The organism is Actinoallomurus liliacearum, from assembly GCF_039542035.1.
GTDB lineage: Bacteria > Actinomycetota > Actinomycetes > Streptosporangiales > Streptosporangiaceae > Actinoallomurus > Actinoallomurus liliacearum.
In genome coordinates this window covers 290661-306815 of record NZ_BAABHJ010000020.1, presented here as the reverse complement: position 1 = coordinate 306815, position 16155 = coordinate 290661, and the positions used below count along the sequence as shown (strand labels likewise).

Annotated in this window: 12 protein-coding genes; 6 read left to right on the top strand and 6 right to left on the bottom strand. The window is 71.6% G+C overall.

Annotation, left to right across the window (positions count from 1 at the left end; all coding sequences use genetic code 11):
• A partial coding sequence (locus ABD978_RS27285; protein WP_345360526.1) for a M4 family metallopeptidase occupies positions 1-2044 on the bottom strand: 2044 nt, incomplete at its 3' end.
• A gap of 154 nt (positions 2045-2198) precedes the next feature.
• The gene (locus tag ABD978_RS27280) at positions 2199-4946 is read right to left on the bottom strand and encodes a helix-turn-helix transcriptional regulator (RefSeq protein ID WP_345360523.1); all 2748 of its coding nucleotides are present in this window, start codon (positions 4944-4946) and stop codon (positions 2199-2201) included.
• Positions 4947-5253: 307 nt separating this feature from the next.
• Between ABD978_RS27280 and ABD978_RS27275 the strand changes: the two genes are divergently transcribed.
• Positions 5254-6366 (top strand): NAD(P)H-dependent flavin oxidoreductase, encoded by a 1113-nt coding sequence (locus ABD978_RS27275; protein ID WP_345360520.1) that lies wholly within the window; start codon positions 5254-5256, stop codon positions 6364-6366.
• 2 nt (positions 6367-6368) lie between these two features.
• Here ABD978_RS27275 and add read toward each other — a convergent pair whose 3' ends face one another.
• Positions 6369-7382: an adenosine deaminase gene (gene add, locus ABD978_RS27270; protein ID WP_345360517.1), complete on the bottom strand. Its 1014-nt coding sequence runs from the start codon at positions 7380-7382 to the stop codon at positions 6369-6371.
• Positions 7383-7678: 296 nt separating this feature from the next.
• Here add and ABD978_RS27265 point away from each other — a divergent pair, with 296 nt between their 5' ends.
• Positions 7679-8809: a serine hydrolase domain-containing protein gene (locus ABD978_RS27265; protein WP_345360514.1), complete on the top strand. Its 1131-nt coding sequence runs from the start codon at positions 7679-7681 to the stop codon at positions 8807-8809.
• 61 nt (positions 8810-8870) lie between these two features.
• Here ABD978_RS27265 and ABD978_RS27260 read toward each other — a convergent pair whose 3' ends face one another.
• On the bottom strand, positions 8871-9260 hold the full coding sequence (locus ABD978_RS27260) for a hypothetical protein (protein ID WP_345360512.1): 390 nt from the start codon (positions 9258-9260) through the stop codon (positions 8871-8873).
• A gap of 182 nt (positions 9261-9442) precedes the next feature.
• Between ABD978_RS27260 and ABD978_RS27255 the strand changes: the two genes are divergently transcribed.
• On the top strand, positions 9443-9853 hold the full coding sequence (locus ABD978_RS27255; RefSeq protein WP_345360509.1) for a hypothetical protein: 411 nt from the start codon (positions 9443-9445) through the stop codon (positions 9851-9853).
• A 138-nt stretch (positions 9854-9991) separates the two neighbouring features.
• Here ABD978_RS27255 and ABD978_RS27250 read toward each other — a convergent pair whose 3' ends face one another.
• Both ABD978_RS27250 and ABD978_RS27245 read right to left on the bottom strand, forming a co-directional pair.
• Positions 9992-11551, bottom strand: a complete 1560-nt coding sequence (locus ABD978_RS27250; RefSeq protein WP_345360506.1) for an OmpA family protein — start codon at positions 11549-11551, stop codon at positions 9992-9994.
• Positions 11552-11662: 111 nt separating this feature from the next.
• Positions 11663-12475, bottom strand: coding sequence for a crotonase/enoyl-CoA hydratase family protein (locus tag ABD978_RS27245; RefSeq protein WP_345360503.1), 813 nt, complete (start codon positions 12473-12475; stop codon positions 11663-11665).
• Between the two features lie 171 nt (positions 12476-12646).
• On the opposite strand from ABD978_RS27245, the gene ABD978_RS27240 reads away from it, so the two are divergent.
• From ABD978_RS27240 to ABD978_RS27230, 3 genes are read left to right on the top strand one after another with little or no spacing between them, the layout of a single operon-like run.
• Complete coding sequence (locus ABD978_RS27240) at positions 12647-14197, top strand: acyl-CoA synthetase (protein ID WP_345360500.1); 1551 nt, start codon at positions 12647-12649, stop codon at positions 14195-14197.
• Positions 14187-15131 carry a Zn-ribbon domain-containing OB-fold protein gene (locus tag ABD978_RS27235; protein WP_345360497.1) on the top strand — a complete coding sequence of 315 codons (945 nt, stop codon included), beginning with the start codon at positions 14187-14189 and terminating at the stop codon, positions 15129-15131. Before ABD978_RS27240 ends, ABD978_RS27235 begins: the two co-directional genes overlap by 11 nt.
• Positions 15128-16153 (top strand): thiolase domain-containing protein, encoded by a 1026-nt coding sequence (locus ABD978_RS27230; protein WP_345360494.1) that lies wholly within the window; start codon positions 15128-15130, stop codon positions 16151-16153. Before ABD978_RS27235 ends, ABD978_RS27230 begins: the two co-directional genes overlap by 4 nt.
• Positions 16154-16155: the final 2 nt, after the last annotated feature.

The following is a 16155-nucleotide window of genomic DNA, read 5'->3' as shown; positions in this document are numbered from 1 at the left end:
TGCTCACCTTGTTGCCCGGCGAGGAGCACCCGCCGCCGACCGGGTTCACCGTCCAGGTGAACGTCGTGCTGCCGGTCAGGTTGGAGGTGTTCTTCGCGGTCACGGTGACCGAGGAGGTTCCGGCCGTCGTGGGCGTGCCGGAGATCAGGCCGGTCGAGGCGTTGATCGACAGCCCGGCGGGCAGGCCCGTCGCGCTGTAGGTCAGCGTCTGCCCGTTCGGGTCGCTGGCCTGGATCTGCAGGCTGGCCGCGGTGCCGACCGTGCTGGTCTGGTTGCCGGGGTTGGTCACCGACGGCGCGCCGGGCTGGCCGGGGCAGGTGCCGGGGACCGGGTCGGAACCGGTGACGCTGACCGCCGCCCAGGCGGCGTTCACGGTGTTGTACTCGGTGCAGTGCGTGCCGTACAGGTCGGCGGCGGCCTTCAGCGAGTCGGTGCGCGCTTGAGCGTAGTTCTCGCTGCTGTTGGCGTACGACGCGAGCGCCTTGTACCAGATCTTGCCGGCCTTGTCGTTGCCGATGCCGGTGACGGTGGAGCTGTTGCAGGTCGGGCTGTTGCCGTACCCGTGGTCACCGCTGCCGACGGCCAGCAGGAAGAACCAGTGGGTCAGTGGGCCGAGCGAGTAGTGCGGGTCCAGCGAACCGTTGCTGCTCGAGTAGCAGTTCGGGGAGTTGCCGTCGAGCGAGGGGTTGTACATGTACCGCAACGGCTTGTTGTCGCCGTTGATGTTGATCAGCTCGCCCATCGTGTAGTCGGGCGTGTCCTTGGCGTTGTTCGCGTAGAACTCCACCATGGTGCCGAAGATGTCGCTGGTGCCCTCGTTCATGCCGCCGGTCTCGCCGGTCTCGTCCCAGCCGGTGAGCGCGCCGCTGACGCCGTGGCTCATCTCGTGGCCGGCGACGTCGATCTCGACGAGGGGGCGGGCGTTCCCGGAGCCGTCGCCGTACGTCATCTGGGAGCCGTCCCAGAAGGCGTTGACGTAGGCGTTGCCGTAGTGCGTACGGGACGGCACGCCCGCGCCGTTGCCGAAGATGCCGTTACGGCCCTGGACGTTCTTGTAGTAGTCGAACGTCTCGGCCGCGCCGTAGTGCGCGTCGACGCCGGCCGACGCCGCGTCGCTGTTGGTGCCGTTGCCGAACGTCCCGGTCGAGTTGCTGAACGTCGTCCCGGTGCCGCTCGTCGCGTGGTTCAGGTTCGTGGTGTACCCGTTGCCGTGCGACGGGTCCTTCATCGACCACGTGCTGCCCGACTGCGTCAGGTCGATCGACACCGTGCCGCTGTAGATCGAGTTCCCAGTGCCCGCGGTCAGCGGACCGACACCACCCGGCGCCGCCTTGGCGCGCGCTTCGGCGGCGGCCTGCTGGGCCGGCGACAGGAGGGTGTCGATCTCGTCCCGCTTGGTCACGACCTTGCCCTTGGTCGCGTCCACCAGGACGTGTAGGACGCTCGGCGTACGGTCGGCGCGCACGCCGCGTACGACGGTCTCCCAGACGAGCTGGGAGGATCGGCCGGTGGCCCACACGGCCAGGTGCGGCTTGCCGACCGAGGACACCGTGCCGGCCAGCTGCCCGCGCGAGGCGCGGGCCGCGTCGGCGGCGGCGACGTGCGGCGTCGTGGACACGGCCGCGGCGGGGGTGGCCGTGTTCAGCGCGCGGTACGCACCGCCGGGCTTGAGGTGCACGATCAGGTCGCCGCCGTAGACCGGCAGACCGTGGAACGTCCGGTCGAACCGCACGTCGGCCGCGCCGTTCTTGGCGACCACGACCGTGCGCGGCGTGAAGGCGTCACCCGACTTCACGTGCCCGGCGCTCTTGTGCGCCGCGAGGGCCTTGCGGGCGTCGGCGACGACCTGCTTGCGGGTGGTGGGGGAGGGGTTCACCGTGAAGTCGCTCGGCGTGAACGCCGAACGCCCCGCCGGCTGCGGTTTGGCGGGGGCTTTGGCGGGGACCTGGGACGGGGCGGCGGTGACGGCCGGAGCCGTCAGCAGTCCGCCTGCGACGGCGAGGACGGCCGTGGCCGACACCGTCGCGATGCGTCGTTTGGACATGAGCGGAGGGTTCCTTTCGCCAAGGGGTTGGCCCGCGCATGGCGGGCAGGCGGAAGGGGCAGGGTCTCGGCCCACCGGTTTGGAGGACCTTGCGCAGAGTGTCCGGTTCCGGGGGGAAGCTGAAAAGACTCTTCAAGGAGCCGTAGGGAAATCCCTACGCCGAGCGGTCTTCCGCGCGCGGGCTCGTGACGGCCCGGGTGAGGCCGACCCGGGAACGCACCCCGAGTTTGCGGTACGACCTGGTCAGCGCCGCCTCGACCGTCTTGATGCTCACGAACAGCCGGGCAGCGATCTCCCGGTTCGTCGCGCCCTCGGCGACGAGCGCGGCCACCCGGCGTTCCATGCCGGACAGCGCCCGCAGCGGATCGCCGTCGCCGGCCGTCGCCGGAACGCCGAGGTCGAGCCGGTCGAGCTCGGCGGTCACCGCCGCGATCCACGGCGCGGCCTTGGCGTGCAGGAGCACCCGGCGCGCCCCGTGCAGGGCCTCCCGTGCCGCCTGCACGTCTCCCGCGCGCAGGTGCAGGCGGCCGAGCTCGAGCCGCGCCCGGCCCTCGTCGACCGGGTAGGGGAGTGTCGCCTGCGCCCGGACGGCCCGTGTCAGCACGGGTACGGCCCCGGCCGGGTCGCCGCGCGCGGCCAGGACGAGAGCGGCGGCCCGGTCCAGGGCGGCCAGCACGCTCGGCCGGCCGAGCCGGGCGGCCTGCCGCCTCGTCTCCTCGATCAGCTCGTCCGCCTCCGCGACCGCCCCGATCGCCGCGAGCGCCTCGGCGAGGTCGGCGTGCCAGCGCCGCAGTCCGGGCTCGGCCAGGCCCTGCGCGGCCTCCAGGACGCGCACCCGGCGCAGGGCGTCGGCGGCGCCGGCCGGGTCGCCGCGCAGCAGCCGGATGTGCCCCAGCGCGTGCAGCGTCGTCGGCAGGAACAGCAGGTCCCCGTCGTCCTCGCTGTGCCCGACGCCGCGTTCGGCGGCGGCCAGGCCACGGTCCAGCGAGCCGCCCGCCGCCTCGGCGAACGCGACCGCGCACCAGGCCGGTCCCTGGCTCAGCTCGCTGTCCTGGGCCAGCCGCAGGCACTGGTAGGCCAGGTCGAGGGCGCGGTCGCAGCGGCCGCGCGCCATCTCGACCTGCGCGGAGCCGTACAGGCACATGAACAGGCTCTCCACCGCTCCGCGCTGGCGCACCGCATAGGTCAGCGACCGCAGCTCGCCGCGCGCCTCCTCCAGCCGGTCGTGCAGGAGGTGATGCCGGTAGCGCAGGTACACGGGGCCGTTGTGGCCGAGCCGGATCGCCGGGTCATGGGGCCCGGCCAGCGCCCGCGCCATCGTGCGTTCCGCCTCCGGCGACCCGATGTGGAACTCCGCCAGGGCCTGTTTGGTCAGGGCCAGCAGCTCGGTGCTGCGGTCGCCCGCCTCCGCCGCCAGCCGCGCCGCCGTCGCCGCCTCCGTGCGGGCCTTCGGCGCGGAGCCCTTGACGAGCCAGGCCCGCCAGGCGAGGCGATAGTGCAGCGGGGCGAGCAGCGCCGGATCGTCTCGCGCGTCGGCGAGCGCGCGCGGGAACACCTCGTCGAGCTCGGCGAGGGCCTGCCCGCAGGAGTCCAGCAGCACGATCCACGCCCGCACCCGCTCGGCGGGCAGTACGGCCGCAGCCAGGACGTCCTCGGCGATGCCGCGCGCCATCGCGAACTCGCCCGCGGCGAGCGCGTCCTCGGCGGCGGTGAGCCGCAGCTCCGGCTCCGCCTCCGGCTTGGTGGTGCGCTCGGCGGCCAGGAGCCCCAGCCGCGCGGCGGCGGCGCGGGCCCCGCGCCGGCGCGCGGCGGTGGCGGCCTCGTCGAGGGTCTCGGCGACCTGGGCGTCCCGGCCCGGGGCGACGACCGCGAGGTGATGGGCCCGCTCCACCGGGTCGGTGACCACGTCGGCGAGGGCCGCGTGGGCGGTGAGACGGTCCCGCTCGGCCGACTCCGCGTACAGCACCGCCGACAGCAGCGGATGCGTGAACCGGATGACGTCCCCGGGCGCGACGATCCCGGCGTGCCGCGCCTCGGCGATGTCCGCGGCGGCCTCCGGCCGGCCCGCGGCGCGCAGCAGGGCGAGCGTCGGCCGGGCCGCCGCGCAAGCGAGGAGCAGCGTCCGCCGCGCGCCGGAGGACAGCGCCAGCAGGCGGTCCATCATCAGCGTGCGCAGCCCGTCGGGCACCGGCAGCGGCGCCGCCGGATCGAGCGGTCCGCGGTGGTCGGCGAGCGCCCGGCCCAGCTCCAGGGCGAAGAACGGGTTGCCGTCACTGGCCCGGTGCACCTTGGCCAGGACCGCGCGCGGCAGCCGCAGGTCGCCGAGCAGCCCGCCGATCTCCGCGGCGGTCATCGCGGGCACCGGCAGCGTCAGCACGGGCGACGGGCAGAGTTCCGGCGGGTCCTGCGGCTCGCCCGGGCCCGCACGCAGGCCGGCCAGGGCGCGCAGGGGCAGCCCGCCGGCGCGCCGGGCGATGAACGCCAGCAGCTCCGCGCTCGGCGCGTCCAGCCACTGCGCGTCGTCGACGACGAGGAGTACCGGCCCGGCGGCGCAGAGGGTACGGAACGCCGCCAGCACGGCGACGCGCAGGCCGAGGACGTCGCGCTCGCCGACCGGGTCGTCGCGCCGCAGCAGCGCCGCCTCCAGGACGGCCCGCTGGTGCTTCGGGAGCGTTTGGAGGAGGTCGTCGCCGGTCTCGGCGAGCAGGTCGATGAGGCCGAGGAACGGCAGGTGCCGTTCGGTGGCCGACAGCGAGCAGCGCAGCACCTGGTGGTCGGTGAACTCGGCGGCCAGGGTCGCCAGCAGGGTGGACTTGCCGATGCCGGTCGGGCCGGTCAGCACGACGCTGCCGCCCACGGCGAGGTGGGCGCGGGCACGGGCGAGGAGGGGCTCGCGGTGCACCAGGGCAGGCGGAGACGGTCCCCTGACCGGTGGCCGCGTTGCCGCCGGCCGGGCGGCCGTTCCATTGGCTGATCCGAACGGATCGGTCATCTGTGCTGGCCTCCGGGCACCGCTCCCAGCGTGAGAGCCCCGACCGGGGGCAAGCTAACAACCGCCCATACCCTCGTCAACACCTCTGGTCGGGATATCAGCCTTAAGTCTGCTGCTACGTGTTACAGCGTGCGCGATCGAGAAGCGGCTTGGGCTTCCGGGGAAACCTAACTAGAACCTGTTGCAGTTAGCTGAATCGGCCCCTAAGGTCGGGACTGTGCGGACACGGGTAACAGAACTCTTCGGCATCGAGTATCCGATCTTCGCTTTCAGCCACTGCCGCGACGTCGTCGCCGCGGTCAGCCGCGCCGGCGGGATGGGCGTCCTCGGCGCGCTCTACTTCACCCCCGAGCAACTGGAGACCGAGCTGGCGTGGATCGACGAGCACGCCGGCGGAAAGCCGTACGGCGTCGACGTCGTCATGCCCGCCCAGTACGAGGGCGCGGACCTCGGTGACGCCGGGGAGCTGCTCGCCAAGCTCCAGGGCATGATCCCCGAACGCCACCGGCGGTTCGTCAACGACCTGCTCGAACGCCACGGCGTCGACCCGCTCACCGAGGAGGGCGCCGGCCACTACCTCCTCGGCTGGACCGACGCCACCGCCCGCCCCCAGGTCGAGGTGGCGCTGAAGCACCCGATCGCCCTCCTGGCCAACGCGCTCGGCCCGCCCCCGGCGGACGTCGTCGAGCAGGCCCACCAGCACGGCGTGAAGGTCGCCGGCCTGGCCAGCAACGCCCGCCACGCCCGCAAGCAGGTCGAGGTCGGCGTCGACATCATCGTCGCCCAGGGCACCGAGGCCGGCGGTCACACCGGCGACGTGGCGACGATGGTGCTCATCCCCGAGGTCGCCGACGCCGTCGGCCCCGACACCATCGTGCTGGCCGCGGGCGGCATCGGCCGCGGCCGCCAGCTCGCCGCCGGCCTCGCGCTCGGCGCCGAGGGCGTCTGGACCGGCTCCGTCTGGCTCACCGTCGAGGAGGCCGACACCCCCGAGGCGTCCCGCGACAGGCTCCTCGCCGCGACGTCCCGCGACACCGTCCGCTCCCGCTCCTGGACCGGCAAGCCCGCGCGGATGCTCAAGACCGCCTGGACCGACGCCTGGGAGTCCCCGGAGTCGCCCGGCACCCTCCCGATGCCGATGCAGTTCATGCTCATCTCCGACGCGCTCCGGCGGATCAACCGCGCCGGCGCGGGCGAGCTGACGACCTTCCCGGTCGGCCAGATCGTCGGCTCGATGAACCAGGTCAAGACCGCCGCCCAGGTCATCTACGACCTCGTCGAGGAGTACGTCGAGACGATGGAGCGCCTGAACACCCTCACCGACTCCTGAGCTCAGGCCGGCTGGACGGCGTCGATCTCGGCGAGGATCGCGCGCTTGCGGTCCTCGGCCAGGAACGAGGCGCGGACGCCGTTGCGGGCCAGGTCGGCGAGCTCCGCGCGGCCGAGGCCCAGGTCCCGTGCCGCCACGCGGTACTCGTTGGTCAGCGTCGTGTTGAACATCGGCGGGTCGTCGCTGTTCAGCGTCACGTACAGGCCCTCGGCCAGCATCCGGGGGAGCGGGTGCGCGGCGATGTCCGGCACCTGCTTGGTGCAGACGTTCGAGGTCGGGCACACCTCCAGCGGCAGTTGCGTCTCCCGCAGGTACGCCACCAGCTCCGGGTCGTCGAGGCAGTTGAGCCCGTGCCCGATCCGCTCGGCCTTCAGCTCCCGGATGGCCTCCCAGATCGTCTCCGGGCCGCTCATCTCCCCGGCGTGCGGCACGCTGTGCAGCCCCGCGGCGACCGCCGCGCGGAACGCGTCCCGGATCGACTGCTGGTGCGAGAGCCGGTCCTGCTCGACGCCGCCGATGCCGAAGCCGACGAGCTTCTCCGGCGGGTGGTTCAGCGCGTGGTCGAGGGTCTTGCGGTCCGCGTCCTCCCCGAACTCGCCGGGGATGTCGAAGACGTAGGCGACCTCGATCCGGTCCGCGACCTCCCGGGCGGCGAGGTCCAGCGCCTCGGTCACGGCGGGCATCGTCATGCCGACCGACACGTGGGAGTACGGCGTCACGGTCAGCTCGACGTAGCGGACGTTCTGTGCGGCCAGGTCCCGGGCCACGCCGGTGACCAGCGTTGCGACGTCCTCGGGCTCCCGGATCAGGCCGTTGACCGCGAAGTAGACCTCGGCGAAGTGCGGGAAGTCGCGGAACTCGAAGAACTCCCGCAGGGCCGCCTCGTTCGTCGGCACGTCGTGGCCGGTGTGCCGCCGGGCCAGCTCCAGCACGGTGGGCACGGACGCCGAACCGACCAGATGAACGTGAAGTTCCACCTTGGGCAGCGCGTCGATGAAGTCATCGGTAACGGTCATGGCCGGGAAGCTAACAGCGCCATGTCCCTGCAAGCCAGAGATTTCCGCCGAACCTGACGCGGATTGGTCAAGTTCCGCCGAATTCGGGTTCGGTCAAGAGACGGCCTCGAGGAAGGCCGAGATCTCCTTCGCGACGACGTCGGGCATCTCAGGAGCGCACAAGTGACCGAGCCCCTCAGCCGACGACTGGTGCCGATACCCGCGGTGCTGACCACGAGAGCGGAACATTCCTCCAAGACGGCCGGCTGTGCGGTCGCGATGCTGGCGGTCATGTTCGATCATGAAGGAGAACGCTCATGTGGTTGAAGCGTTGTGCCGCTCTGACCATCGCCGCGCTGATCGGAGTCGCCACCTCATCGCCGGCGCGCGCGATGGGTGGGCCGTCCCGCGATTCCTGGTTGCGGGCAGAGATCCAGAATCTCGTCAATGCCGACGGAGTGCCCGGCGTGGTCGCGGTCACGAACCACGACGGACGGCCGGTACGGCGGATGTCCGTCGGCCTCGCGGACATCCCCGGGGACCGGGCGATGCGACCCAACGACCGGTTCAGGATCGCTTCCGTGACCAAGACCTTCGTGGCCACGGTGGCGTTGCAGCTGGTCACGGAGCATCGGCTCTCGCTGGACCAGCCGATCGCGGGGCTCCTGCCCGAACCGGTCCCGCACGCCGACCAGATCACCGTGCGGGAACTGCTCGACCACACCAGCGGACTCTTCGACTATTCGAATGATCCTCGCTTCCACCCCGGTGCCACCTACACTCCCGCGCAGCTCATCGCCTTGGGCGTGGAGCATTCGCCGTACTTCCCGCCTGGGACCGGCTTCTACTACTCGAGCACCAACTACATCGTCCTCGGCGAGATCGTTCATCAGGTCACCGGTCACGCGATCCAGGACGAAGTGCGGACACGTCTGATCCAGCCCCTCCACCTGAGCAGTACGACCTTCCCCACCGCGACCACGGTCGCACCCCGGCAGGCACGCGGCTACGTTTTCGCCGCTCCTCTGCCGCCTCGTTCCGGTCCCGCACTCGACGCGACCACCCGGACGAGCGCCGGCGCGGCCGGGGCGGCGGCGGCGATGGTGTCGACCGGCGACGACGTCGACCGGTTCCTTGGAGCGCTGCTCGGCGGGCGACTCTTCTCGCAGCACCTGCTCATAGAGATGAAGCGGCCCACCGCAGGCGCCGATGCGTTCTTCGCCGCTGCCGGGATGCCCGGCATCGGCTACGGCCTCGGCCTGACGATCGCCTCGACCCCGTGTGGAACGGCCTACGGCTCTCTGGGAGACATCGACGGGTACACCTCCAGCGTGATGCAACTCGGCCATCGCCGGGTCGCGCTGCTCATCAACACCAACTCTCTGCAGCCCTCGCTGCGCCACCAGACGCTCTCCATCGCCGAGCAGGAGCTCTGCCGCGCCCGCTAGCGCCACGCCGGCGTCGTCGCGCCGGGGTCCGGGCACGCGCCCGGACCCCGGCGGTCGGCCGTCACCAGCGCAGGAGCCAGGCGAGGACGCGGCCGGCGACGAGGTAGACGCCCGCGGCGAACAACCAGTTCTCCGTGAGCTGCTTGCGCGCGTCGGCGTTGCGGAAGACGTCGTCGAACGGGGTCGCCAGCCAGGTGCCGGCGCGCAGCACGGCGTGCACCACGCCGTTGCCCGGATTGGCGCCGCTCCAGGTCAGGGCGATGCCGAACAGCAGAACGAGAGTGACGGTCCAGGCGACCAGCCACACGAACGCGCTGAGCCCGTCGTGCCGCTGGAACCGCCGGACGCGCGTGGTGTTCCAGCGCCGGGTCCGGGCATCGCTCACCGCCGGACGCGAAGTCGTGGTCTCCTCGACCCGTCCGCGCCGACGCCGCCATATCTGCGTGGCCATCTGTTCCTCCTCAGAGGCCGTGTTTTGACGGGTTTGTCCCTCAAAGAAAAGCCACTAAACGGTCACTTTCTGTAATCGCCTGCGATGGCCGACGCGACCTGGCATGTTGAGCAGCGGAATCGAAAGTCCGTTCGCCTTCGACCTGCGGAAGGAGAGGGACGCCTCACGCGGAGGAGGGCGCCTTGTCCTGGTGCGCTTTCGTCGACGAGTCCGAGTCCAACCGCAAACTCGACCCCGACGTCTACATCCTCGCCGCGTCCGTGCTTCCCGTCGGCTCCTGTGACGTGGTGCTTCGGCGGCGTAAGTGCATGGAGCGGCTGCTGTTCGAGTTGCCCGCGATGGGGGTGTACGAGGTAATGATGGAAGCCAGGGAGGCTAAACAGAATCGCCACGATATGGCGCTCGCTAGAGCGATGCGTGCCCGCAAAGAAGTCCCCTCGGGCTTCCGGGTCGACCATGCCTTCGGCTCGGGTGAGCCTCTTCTCTGGCTGCCGGATATCGTCGCCGGCTCAATCGTGGCGGCGCGGTGCGGCGACCCCTGTCACCTTGCCCCGCTCATGCCGCTCGTCACCATCTGCATGATTAAGGCATAGAAAGACGCAAGCCCGGGACCCCGTCGTCCGGCGGGAACTTCCCGGGCCCACTTCCTACCGCTTCGCAAAGCGGCGGCCTTATCGCTCAGTGTGCCTTGTTCGCTGCGAAGCGTCAACAGCGTTCAGGGCGAGTCGCCGTCAGGACTTCGAGGCCTGGACCGGGACGTTCGGCACGGCGGGGAAGCCGGGGACCCGAACGGTGACGGTCCGCACGCCCGCGGGGAGCCGGAACATGTTCCAGCCGGCGAGGCTGCCCTGGGCGTGTACGACGTAATCGCCCTGGCGGAGCGAGTATCCCGGGAAGACCGCCTGCTGCCTGGTGTCCGTGACGTTCCTGTACTCGTCCTGGCCGACGCCCACGACGATGCGACCCGGCCCGGCGTTGCGGAAGACGTCCGCCAGGTCGGTGGCGAACCCGGCCGGTATCGGGTGCTTGTTGACGTTGTGCAGCGTCCACGTGAGCACCGCGAAACCGTCCGGCTCGCGGATGAGGCCGGTGACGCCGAAGGTCATCGACTTCGGCCACGGCAGCAACGGGATGGGTCCCTTGCCGGCGTGCACCGAGGCGACCGCCGGAGCGTCGGGCTGCCCGGCCGGGTCCGCGCTCGCGCCGGGCAGCGGCCGCTTGTCCTGCGACGCCTGCGCCAGGGCGGCGAACGTGATGACGACCCGCCGGTTCAGGGCGCGCCCCGCGGGCTTGCCGTTGTCCGCGATCGGATCGGCCGACCCGTGTCCGGCGGCCGAGTACTGGATCCCCTGCCGTTTCACCAGTGTGCGCAGTGCCGCCCGGACGTTCTCGGCGCGCTTCTTGGAGAGCGGGAGGTTCACCGCGTCGGTGCCGGTGTTGTCGGCGTACCCGTCGACCGCGACGGTGTTGCCCGGTGACTTCTCGATCTTCGTGCTCACCTGCTTGAGCAGGGCCTGCGCCTTCCCGGTCAGCTTCGCGCTGTTCGTCGCGAAGAGCACGTCGGAGGAGAGCCGGACGCTGGTCTTGCCGCCGCCCGTCGCGTCGGTCTCGTCGCCGTGCCGGACCGTGGTGACGAGCGGGTAGCTCTCCGGCGTGGCCGTGGGCGTCGTCACCGGGTTCAGCGGCGTGCCGCCCTGCCGCTGGTGCAGGACGTACGGGGCGTGCGCCGTGATGGGGACGTCCAGGAAGGGCGGCGTGTTCGGGAACACCACGATCATCTTCCCCGCGCCACCCGCCGGCGCCGGGAAGACGGCGTCCAGATCGACCTGCTGCCCGGCCTTGACGTCGTTCAGCTCCGTGCACAGGCAGGCGCCGGCCCGCGTGCGGAGCACCGGGTACTCGGTGGCGTGGCCGGGGTCCAGGAGAAGAGCGGCGCTCGGCGCGTGGTCCCCGGAGTGCGCCGGAGCGGCCCACGCGGTCGGCGCGACCGCCGATCCCGGCCCCGCGGTGACGCGGAACCGGGCGACGACGCGGGCCGGCGCCACCTGGTCGAGTCCCAGGAGGTCGACCTTGAACGACTTGCCGGGCCAGGACATGTAGTGCGTGCGCAGCGGGGCGCCGTCGACCGCCACCACCCCCTGGGCGGACGGCTTCGCCGTGGGCGACGTCGCCGCGTCCCCGCCGGTCTCGTCATTGCAGCCGGCCGCCACGACGGCCACGGCCACCGCCGTGACGACCGTTCCCAGGCCGCGGTTGAACCCGCCCATCGCCACCCCATCCGTGGTGATCACGTCAAATCAGTCGCAGGATGGGACGGGAGGACGCCTTGTACGGTTCCGTCCTGATCGCCGGACGCGGCGTCGGCTACCCGGTCGTTCCCGGCCGGCGGGCCGGAGAGCGCGTCACTCGCCCGTGAAGACGGCCGGGCGCTTCTCCTTGAACGCGCGGGCGCCCTCCTTGGCGTCGGCCGAGCCGATGACCGGCCAGCCGAGCTCGTCGGAGATCCGCAACGCGTCGGCCTCGGGCAGCCCCTCGGTCCGGCGGTAGGTCTCCAGGATCGCCTGGACGGCCAGCGGACCGCAGGAGGCGATGTCGTCGGCGATCTCGCGGGCGGTCTTGAGCGCCTGGCCGTCCGGGACGATCCGGTTGATCAGGCCCATCCGCAGCGCCTCGCCCGGGGTGACGGACCGTCCGGTGAGCAGGATGTCCATCGCGAGGGCGTACGGGATCTGGCGGGGGAGCCGGATCGCGCAGCCGCCCATGGGGAACAGCCCGCGCTTCGCCTCGTACAGCCCGAGCGTGGCCCCCTCCGCGACGACGCGGATGTCGGTGCCGACCAGCAGCTCGGTGCCGCCGGCCACGGCGTACCCCTCGATCGCGCTGATCAGCGGCTTCTTCGGCCGGCAGTCGCGCAGGAGGCCCTTCCAGTGGAAGTTCTCGATCTCGGACGCACGCCGCCGTACCCGCTCGTCCTCCGACGGCCGGCCCATGGCCTTCAGGTCGGCGCCGGCGCAGAACTGCCCGGCGGCCCCCGTGAGGATGCCGACCCGGACATCCGGGGTATCGGAGATGTAGGCCCACGCGTCGGCCATGCCGATGAGCATGTCGGTGCTGAGGGCGTTGCGGGCCTCCGGTCGGTTCATGGTCACGATGACGACGTGGCCGTCGCGCTCGACCGTGCAGTGCGGGGTGCTGATGGGCAGTCGTTCCGCCATTGCCGTCCTCCCTGCTCGCGGCCGCGCATGAGGTCACGCGACGCTGAAACAAGAACGGATTCTAGTGACGCTCGTCGCATCTCAACAGGGCTTGCCGCACAAAACGAGAACGTGATCTACTGCGAGCGGAACCTCCGTACGACCGGTGCCGAGACGTACAGGGAGTAGTCCATGGGCTCGTTGGGCTTTTGGCGGCTAGCGGCGAAGGACCCGGACTGGGTCGCGGCCGTGGATCCGGACGGGACGGAGTACCGCGCTGCGGACCTGCTCGCCCGGTGTGACCAGGTGGTCCACGGGCTGCGCGACCTCGGGTTGAAACCGGGCGACGGCGTCTGCGGGCTGGTGCCCAACGGCGTCGAGGGCCTCATCCTCTACCTCGCCGCCCTGCAGGCCGGCTGGTACTACACGCCGATCAACTGGCACCTGACCGGTCCGGAGATCGGCTACATCGTCGCGGACAGCGAGGCCAAGGCCTTCTTCGTGCACGAGCGGTACGCGGCCGAGGGCGCCCGGGGGGCGGAGGAGGCGGGGCTCGACCCGCGGCGGCGCTTCGCGTTCGGCGACGTGCCGGGCTTCCGGGACTTCGGCGAGCTGGTCGCCGGACAGCCGGACACGCTCCCGGAGGACCGCACGAACGGCGCGACGATGCACTACACGTCGGGGACCACGGGGCGGCCCAAGGGGGTCCGGCGCGCGCTGGCCGGGATCGACCCGGACGACAGCGCGGAGCTGATGACCTTCCTGCTGACGTTCTTCGGCTTCACACCGGGCCCGCCGAACGCGCACCTGGTCACCTCGCCGAACTACCACACGGCCGTCACCCAGTTCGGCGGGTCGGCGCTGCACATGGGGCACACGCTCGTCTACATGGACCGGTGGGACGCCGAGGATGCGCTGCGCCTCATCGAGCGGTACCGGATCACGAACACGCACATGGTGCCGACCCACTTCAAGCGCCTGCTGTCGCTGCCGGAGGAGGTGCGCAAGCGGTACGACGTCTCGTCGATGCGATGGGCGATCCACGCCGCCGCGCCCTGCCCGGTGCCGCTCAAGCAGGCGATGCTCGACTGGTGGGGCGACTGCATCTGGGAGTACTACGCGGCGACCGAGGGCGGCGGCACGATCGCGAGCCCGCAGGACTGGCGGGAGCACCCCGGGACCGTCGGCAAGGCCTGGCCGATCAGTGAGCTGCTGATCGTCGACGACGACGGCAACGAGGTCCCGCCCGGCACGCCCGGAACCATCTACATGAAGATGATGAGCGCCTCGTTCGAGTACAAGGGCGATCCCGCGAAGACGCAGGCGAACCGGCTCAAGGACTTCTTCACCGTCGGCGACATCGGCTACCTCACCGAGGACGGCCACCTGTTCCTGTCCGACCGCAAGGCCGACATGATCATCTCCGGCGGGGCGAACATCTACCCGGCCGAGATCGAGAACGAGATCGTCATCCATCCCAAGGTCGCCGACGTCGCCGTCTTCGGCATCCCGGACGACGAGTGGGGCGAGCAGATCAAGGCCGTGATCGAGCCCGCCGAGGGCGTCGCGCCGGGGCCGGAACTGGCCGAAGAGATCCTCGCCTCCCTGGACGGCCGGCTGGCCCGGATGAAGTGGCCGCGGTCGTTCGACTTCATCGAACGGATGCCGCGCGAGCCCAACGGAAAACTCCTCAAACGCAAGCTGCGGGACCCGTACTGGAAGGACCGCCAGAATGCCATCTGAGCCCCCGGAACCGCTGGTCGCCGACCACGCCCTGGAGTTCCCCGGCGGCTACACCCGGTCGGTCGGCCCGGTGATCGGCCGGTTCCTCACCGAACTGCGCGACGGCCGCCTCGTCGGGGTCCGTACGGCCTCCGGCGGGGTGCTGTTCCCGCCGGCCGAGTACGACGCGGACGGCGAGGCGGTCACGGACGAGTACGTCGAGGTCGGGCCCGGCGGCACGGTGACGTCCTGGTCGTGGGTGTCGCGGCCGCGCGCGGTCCACCCCCTGGACCGGCCGTTCGCCTGGGCGCTGATCCGGCCCGACGGCGCCGACACCGCCCTCCTGCACGCCCTCGACATGGGGACGTTCGAACCGGGCGCCGACCCGCCGAAGTCCCTGCGCACCGGCATGCGCGTACGGCCGAGGTTCCGGGCGGAGCGGACCGGGTCGATCCGGGACATCGAGTGCTTCCGGCCCGACGTCACGATGATCACGGCGCCGAGCCGGGCGGAGTACCGCCTGAACGCGGGCCGGGCGCTGACCAGGTTCCTCGACGGGGTGTCGGAGGGCCGCCTCCTCGGCCACCGCTGCGACGTCTGCGGCAAGGTCTACGTGCCGATGCGCGGGCTGTGCCCGGTCGACGGCGTGCCCACGACCGAAGAGGTGGAGGTGGCCGGCACCGGCACGGTCACGACGTTCGCGGTGAACAACATCCCGGACCCGCGCGCCCCGCAGGTGCCGTTCGTCTCGGCGTACATCCTGCTCGACGGCTCCGACATCTCCCTGCTCGCGCTGGTCGCCGGCATCCCGGCCGACCGGGTGCGGATGGGCATGCGGGTCAAGGCGGCCTGGAAGCCGCGCGAGGAGTGGGGCCGGACCATGGAGAACATCAAGTGGTTCGAACCCACCGGCGAGCCCGACGTCCCCTTCGACGACATCAAGGAGTACCTGTGACGAGGGGCGTCGCGGTCGTCGCGTTCGCGCAGACGAAGCACACGGGCGAGGACGCCGGGCTGACCGAGGTCGAGCTGCTCGCACCCGTCATCACCGAGATCAAGCAGGCCACCGGGCTGAACCGCTTCGGGTTCACGTGCTCCGGCTCGCTGGACTACCTCGCCGGGGCGCCGTTCTCGTTCGTGTCCGCGCTGGACACGGTCGGGGCCTGGCCGCCGATCTCGGAGAGCCACGTCGAGATGGACGGCGCGTGGGCGCTGTACGAGGCGTGGGTCCGCCTGCAGCACGGCGACGTCGACACCGCGCTGGTGTACGGCTTCGGCAAGTCCTCCCAGGGATCGCTGCGGGAGATCATGACGTTGCAGCTCGACCCGTACTACCTGGCGCCGCTCGGCCCCGACCAGGTGTCGCTCGCCGCACTGCAGGCCCGCGCGTTCCTGGACGCCGGGCACAAGGAGGACGACCTGCGCGCCGTGGCCGCCCGGTCCCGCGAGGCCGGGCGCGCCAACCCGTACGCCCTCGACCTGCCCGACCCGGCGGACGAGGGCTACGAGGTCGCGCCGCTGCGGCCGCACGACTGCGCGCCGATCACCGACGGTGCGGCGGCGGTCGTGCTGGCCGCCGGCGACCGCGCCCGGGAGCTGATCGAGCGCCCGGCCTGGATCCGCGGCATCGACCACCGGATCGAGGCGCACTCCCTCGGCGTCCGCGACCTGAGCCGCTCGGAGTCGGCCGCGCTGGCCGCCGCGAAGGCGGGCGCGCGCGACGTCGAGGTGGCCGAGCTGCACGCGCAGTTCAGCCACGAGGAGCCGATCCTCCGGGAGGCGATCGGCCTGGCCGACGACGTGCGCGTCAACCCGTCCGGCGGACCGCTGGCCGCGAACCCCGTCATGGCCACCGGCCTCATCCGCGTCGGCGAGGCCGCGTCGTGGATCCACCGCGGCGATGCCCGCCGCACGCTCGGGCACGCGGCGTCCGGGCCGTGCCTGCAGCACAACCTCGTCTGCGTCCTGGAGGCATGAGG